Origin of the sequence: Streptomyces sp. MBT65 (assembly GCF_016612545.1) — a bacterium.
In the GTDB taxonomy this organism is placed as follows: Bacteria; Actinomycetota; Actinomycetes; order Streptomycetales; family Streptomycetaceae; genus Streptomyces.
Genome location: NZ_JAENRY010000500.1, coordinates 1 through 4,012, shown reverse-complemented (window position 1 = coordinate 4,012; position 4,012 = coordinate 1). Strand labels below are relative to the sequence as shown.

At 70.0% G+C, this 4,012-nt stretch carries 7 protein-coding genes; 5 read left to right on the top strand and 2 right to left on the bottom strand.

The window, feature by feature from the left end:
* The first annotated feature begins 179 nt into the window (after positions 1 to 179).
* The 4 genes from JHN63_RS49155 (at position 180) to JHN63_RS49140 (ending at position 2,107) form a co-directional block, all read left to right on the top strand.
* Positions 180 to 593: a hypothetical protein gene (locus JHN63_RS49155; protein WP_200691636.1), complete on the top strand. Its 414-nt coding sequence runs from the start codon at positions 180 to 182 to the stop codon at positions 591 to 593.
* 111 nt (positions 594 to 704) lie between these two features.
* Positions 705 to 1,304, top strand: coding sequence for a phage tail protein (locus JHN63_RS49150; protein ID WP_200691635.1), 600 nt, complete (start codon positions 705 to 707; stop codon positions 1,302 to 1,304).
* Positions 1,305 to 1,391: 87 nt separating this feature from the next.
* Positions 1,392 to 1,682, top strand: coding sequence for a hypothetical protein (locus JHN63_RS49145; protein ID WP_200691634.1), 291 nt, complete (start codon positions 1,392 to 1,394; stop codon positions 1,680 to 1,682).
* Positions 1,683 to 1,747: 65 nt separating this feature from the next.
* Positions 1,748 to 2,107 carry a hypothetical protein gene (locus tag JHN63_RS49140; RefSeq protein ID WP_200691637.1) on the top strand — a complete coding sequence of 120 codons (360 nt, stop codon included), beginning with the start codon at positions 1,748 to 1,750 and terminating at the stop codon, positions 2,105 to 2,107.
* A 39-nt stretch (positions 2,108 to 2,146) separates the two neighbouring features.
* Here the strand turns inward: JHN63_RS49140 and JHN63_RS49135 are convergent, their stop codons facing one another.
* Complete coding sequence (locus tag JHN63_RS49135) at positions 2,147 to 3,049, bottom strand: hypothetical protein (protein WP_200691633.1); 903 nt, start codon at positions 3,047 to 3,049, stop codon at positions 2,147 to 2,149.
* A 250-nt stretch (positions 3,050 to 3,299) separates the two neighbouring features.
* Here JHN63_RS49135 and JHN63_RS49130 point away from each other — a divergent pair, with 250 nt between their 5' ends.
* Complete coding sequence (locus tag JHN63_RS49130; RefSeq protein WP_200691632.1) at positions 3,300 to 3,506, top strand: hypothetical protein; 207 nt, start codon at positions 3,300 to 3,302, stop codon at positions 3,504 to 3,506.
* Positions 3,507 to 3,534: 28 nt separating this feature from the next.
* Here the strand turns inward: JHN63_RS49130 and JHN63_RS49125 are convergent, their stop codons facing one another.
* Entirely contained in the window at positions 3,535 to 3,966 is a 432-nt protein-coding gene (locus JHN63_RS49125) for an ATP-binding protein (RefSeq protein ID WP_200691631.1), read from the bottom strand.
* Positions 3,967 to 4,012 lie beyond the last annotated feature (46 nt).

Genomic DNA, 4,012 nt, shown 5'->3' with positions numbered 1-4,012 from the left:
CCCCCACTTCACCCCCACCCAAACCCCAGGCTCTCTCACGCACCCTCGGTTTTTAGTTGCGTGCGCGCACGCTCGTCTGTCACAGTTGGTGCAGCGGCGGAGCTGCGCCCGCAGGTCGGCCGCTCAGTGCCTCGTCGCGTCCCGCACGCTCTCCCGAAGCTGCCCCGAGGTGACCCGGCATGACCACACCCACTCCACCGAGCGCCTTCCCCGACGTCGAGGCGATGATCGTCGACATCCTGGAGGACGACTCCCGGCTCTCCGGCGCGATCGTCGCCGTACAGGCACCGTCGGACTTCGACGGCACGGCCGCCGCCGTGTTCGTCAACCGGCGCGGCGGCGCCTGGGTCGGTGAGCGCCACGTCGACCAGCCGCTGATCGAGCTGGAGGTGTACGGCCCGACCAAGCAGGCCGCGCACGTCCTGGCCAACGACGCCCGGCAGGCCCTCCTGGCGATGGCGAACCACAAGTACGGCACGAACCTCGTCACCGAGGTCGAGGAGCAGGACGGCCCGCGCTGGCTGCCCGACTACCTGTACTCCGCGGCCAACCGCTACGTCACGGTGATGAAGGTGTACGTGGACGTCTACTGACGCTCAGGTACGCCCCACAGACCGAAGGCCCCGCCACCCCCCGGCGGGGCCTTCTTCGTGCCCGGACCTCCCGAGTACGACAACACCCCATGAGAACAAGGAGATTCACCCATGGCAGGAACCAACTCCTCCGAGATCCGCATCGCCGGCGTAGGCCGCCTGTACGTCGCCGCCGCCGACACCGACGTCCCGTCGACCTTCTCGTCCGACACCGCCACCGACTGGGCGACCTGGAAGAACCTCGGCTTCACCTCCGGTGACGGTGTCACCTTCAGCAAGAAGGACAAGCTGGAGCCGATCGACGTGTGGCAGGCCGTGAGCCCGGTGCACTTCGTGTACTCGGACCGCGACCTGACCCTGAAGTTCTCGCTGATGCAGTTCAACGAGGACACGCTGCCGTTCTTCATGGGCGGCGGCGGGGTCAGCGCGGTGACCGGCTCGACGGGCGTCTACCAGTACGACATCGCCGACCGGCCGTTCGCCGATGTGCGCGCGCTCGGCCTGGAGTTCACGGACGTCCGGGCGAGCGACGGCTCCACCGTGACCTACCGCTTCGGCATCCCGCGCGGCCAGGTCACGGCGGCCGACGACATCAAGCTGGCCCGCAAGTCCGCGGCCCAGCTCGGCATCACCTTCACCGCGATGTCCGCCGCCGACGGTTCGGCGCTGGCCAGCTTCGTGATGAAGGACGCCGCGTACGCCGCGTCCTGACCCACCGGGGTGGGACGGGCGCGCGTCCTGTCCCACCCCGGGCCCAACTCCCCACCTTCCGAGGCCTGTTAAGGAGCACTCATCACCATGGCCCGTTTCGACGTCAACGCAGCCCGCGCCCAGCGGCTCGAAGCCCTCGGCCGCACCTGGTCGTTCGAGCTCGACACCGAGAGCTACACCCTTCCCACCGAGCTGACCCGCGCCACCGCCAAGGCGCTGCGCAAGCTCGACGACAACGACGTGGACGGGCTGCTCCGACTCCTCCTGGGCGAGAAGCAGTTCACCCGCTTCGAGCAGCACGAGGTCACGATGCAGGACATCGCCGCCATCCTGGAGGCCTACGGCAAGGAGACCGGGCTCGGCCTGGGGGAAGGCTGAGCCTCGTCGGGTTCGTCGACGAACACGCCGAGGCCCTCGAAGCGGATCTGCTCCGCTATTACGGCATCGATCTGCTCGACTGGCACCGTGACCGGCTCTCCGCGCGCCGGCTCACCGTGCTCATACGGCAGTTGCCGCACGACAGCGCCCTCAACCGGGAGCTGCACGGCGAGGCGGCCGACTGGTCGGTGACCGACCATCTGCTGGCCGCCGCCGTGGACCATCTCGCCGCCGCGAACTGGATGTTCGCCTCCGTCAACTCCGAGGAGGGCGACCAGCCGGAGCCACCGGCACCGGTGCCGCGCCCTTCGTACGAGCGGCCGGAGACCGGGGACGAGGAGACACCGGGCGAGGAGACCGAGGAGACGGCAGCCCCGGACGACAGGGCACCGTCGACGGTCCAACTGGCCCGGTTCTTCGGCTAATTGGGGCCGATGCTCGGTACGGGTGCCTGCCGGCGCTGTTCAGCCCGCCGGGTCCTCCGCCGGTCCGGCCCCTTCCTCCCGGCGCCCGCCGGAGGCCCGGCCCTCCAACTCGTCCGCGAGGGCACGGGCCTTGGCGGAGAGCCGGGGCCGTTCCTCACTCCGGGTGCCGGGCCGGTCCGCCGAGGGTTCGGACGACTCCGTCCTACGTCCCTTGTCGCGCCCGGTTCCGGCGGTCAGCGGAGGCACGCTGGGCCGCCCGTTGCGCCGTACGACCGAACGCCGTTCGGCGGGCGCGGCACGCTTCTCCCGTACGTCACGGGCGGTGACCAGGATGTCGGGGTCAGGATCGAGGTCGGTATCGGCATCGGCATCAAGGTCGGTATCGGGGTCCGCCTGGTCATCCCGGGGGCCGTCCGCCAGGGCCCGCTCCTGTTCCCCGCGCTCCTCTACCCGCGTCAACTCGGGCGGAGCGCTCAGCAGTTGGACGTACGGGAGCTGGATGACGTCACCACCGACGCGATCGCGATCCCGCACCCGGCGCGGCCGGCGCCCGGTGCGGGCGTCCTCCTGGCCCTGGAGGTAGGCGGCGGTGATCCGCTGCTCGTACGCCCGCCGCACGGCCGGGAGCTGCTCGTCGACGACGTCGGCCCAACCCGCGCTGTAGGCGGCCAGTTCGCGCCGGTCGAGTTCGGCGCGGGGCAGGATCACCAGGTCGTCCGGCGCGTGGCCGAACCGAAGGACCAGTTCGGAGAGCCGGGCGATGAGGTGTGGTAGGTCGGGGGCCTGTTCGAGCCAGTCGATCACATGCGTCTGCCGCGCGTTGCTCGCGTTCCCATCCACCCCGTAGGCCTTGCTCTCGTCCCAGCCCCACCGCGCCCCCCGCGCGAGGACGGCCGCCCTGTCGGCCGTCCACCGTCGTAGACAGGCCCTCAAATGCCTCACAGGGCCCGGTAATTCACCTTTCATTCACCGACGGGAGAACGGCCGGATCCTACTTCACCAACCTGGCACAACTGCCACCGCACCCCACATCACCGCAGGTCCGGACCGCACAGCGGGCAACTGTCTTCGGCAAACACGAAACACCACCACAGGATTACTCGTACACTAGTTCGAACCGACGCTTCGAGCGCACCAGGAGCGCCACCTGTACCACCAGCCGAGCGGACAGACAGGAAAGCAGGACGACGACATGGCGACTGGCACGAGTCACTCCCCGCAGCAGCCGATCGACACCTACACCCGCCTCGCCCACCTCCTGCACTCCCCCGCCCCCGACCGCACGACCCTGCTCGACCGGCTGTACGAGGAGTTGCTCACGCGGGAGTCGCGGGCGTACGCGGCGGGATGGACGGACGCACTGACGGAGGCGGGCCGGGGCCGGGGCGGCCGACCGTAAGCACCGACCACTACTCACCGCTCACCGCTCACACGGCGAACGTGCACCACACCTGCTTCTCGTCGAACCCCGTACGGTGCCACCCCCACCGCCGCGCCAACGCCTCGACGAGCCGCAGCCCACGCCCACCCTCGTCCAACAGGTCGGCGCACGCGGGCAGTTCGGGCACCAGCGCGGGGGCGTGGTCGGTCACCATCACCCGCAGAAACGGCGGAGCGAACTCCCGCCCGACCCCGAGCGTCAGCTCCAACCCGGCGAGCCCACCGCCGTGCCGTACGGCATTGGTGCACAGCTCCCCCACGGCAAGCTCGACGGAGTCGGCCAACTCGCCCAGCCCCCAATGCTCTTGAAGCCAGACGCGGGTGCGGTGCCGGGCCTCGGCTACGGGGCGGAGGGGGTCGAGGGCGGAGGTGTCCCAACCGACGCGGGTGGGGGTGGTGTTGAAGGGAGGGAGATCCATCGTTCACCTCGCGGGGAGTCGATGAGTGGCTTGCGCCACACCGTAG

Excerpts from the sequence above, each read along its gene's own strand:
- JHN63_RS49155 (WP_200691636.1), top strand. The coding sequence starts at position 180 with ATGACCACACCCACTCCACCGAGCGCCTTCCCCGACGTCGAGGCGATG.
- JHN63_RS49150 (WP_200691635.1), top strand. The coding sequence starts at position 705 with ATGGCAGGAACCAACTCCTCCGAGATCCGCATCGCCGGCGTAGGCCGC.
- JHN63_RS49145 (WP_200691634.1), top strand. The coding sequence starts at position 1,392 with ATGGCCCGTTTCGACGTCAACGCAGCCCGCGCCCAGCGGCTCGAAGCC.
- JHN63_RS49130 (WP_200691632.1), top strand. The coding sequence starts at position 3,300 with ATGGCGACTGGCACGAGTCACTCCCCGCAGCAGCCGATCGACACCTAC.
- JHN63_RS49125 (WP_200691631.1), bottom strand. The coding sequence starts at position 3,966 with ATGGATCTCCCTCCCTTCAACACCACCCCCACCCGCGTCGGTTGGGAC.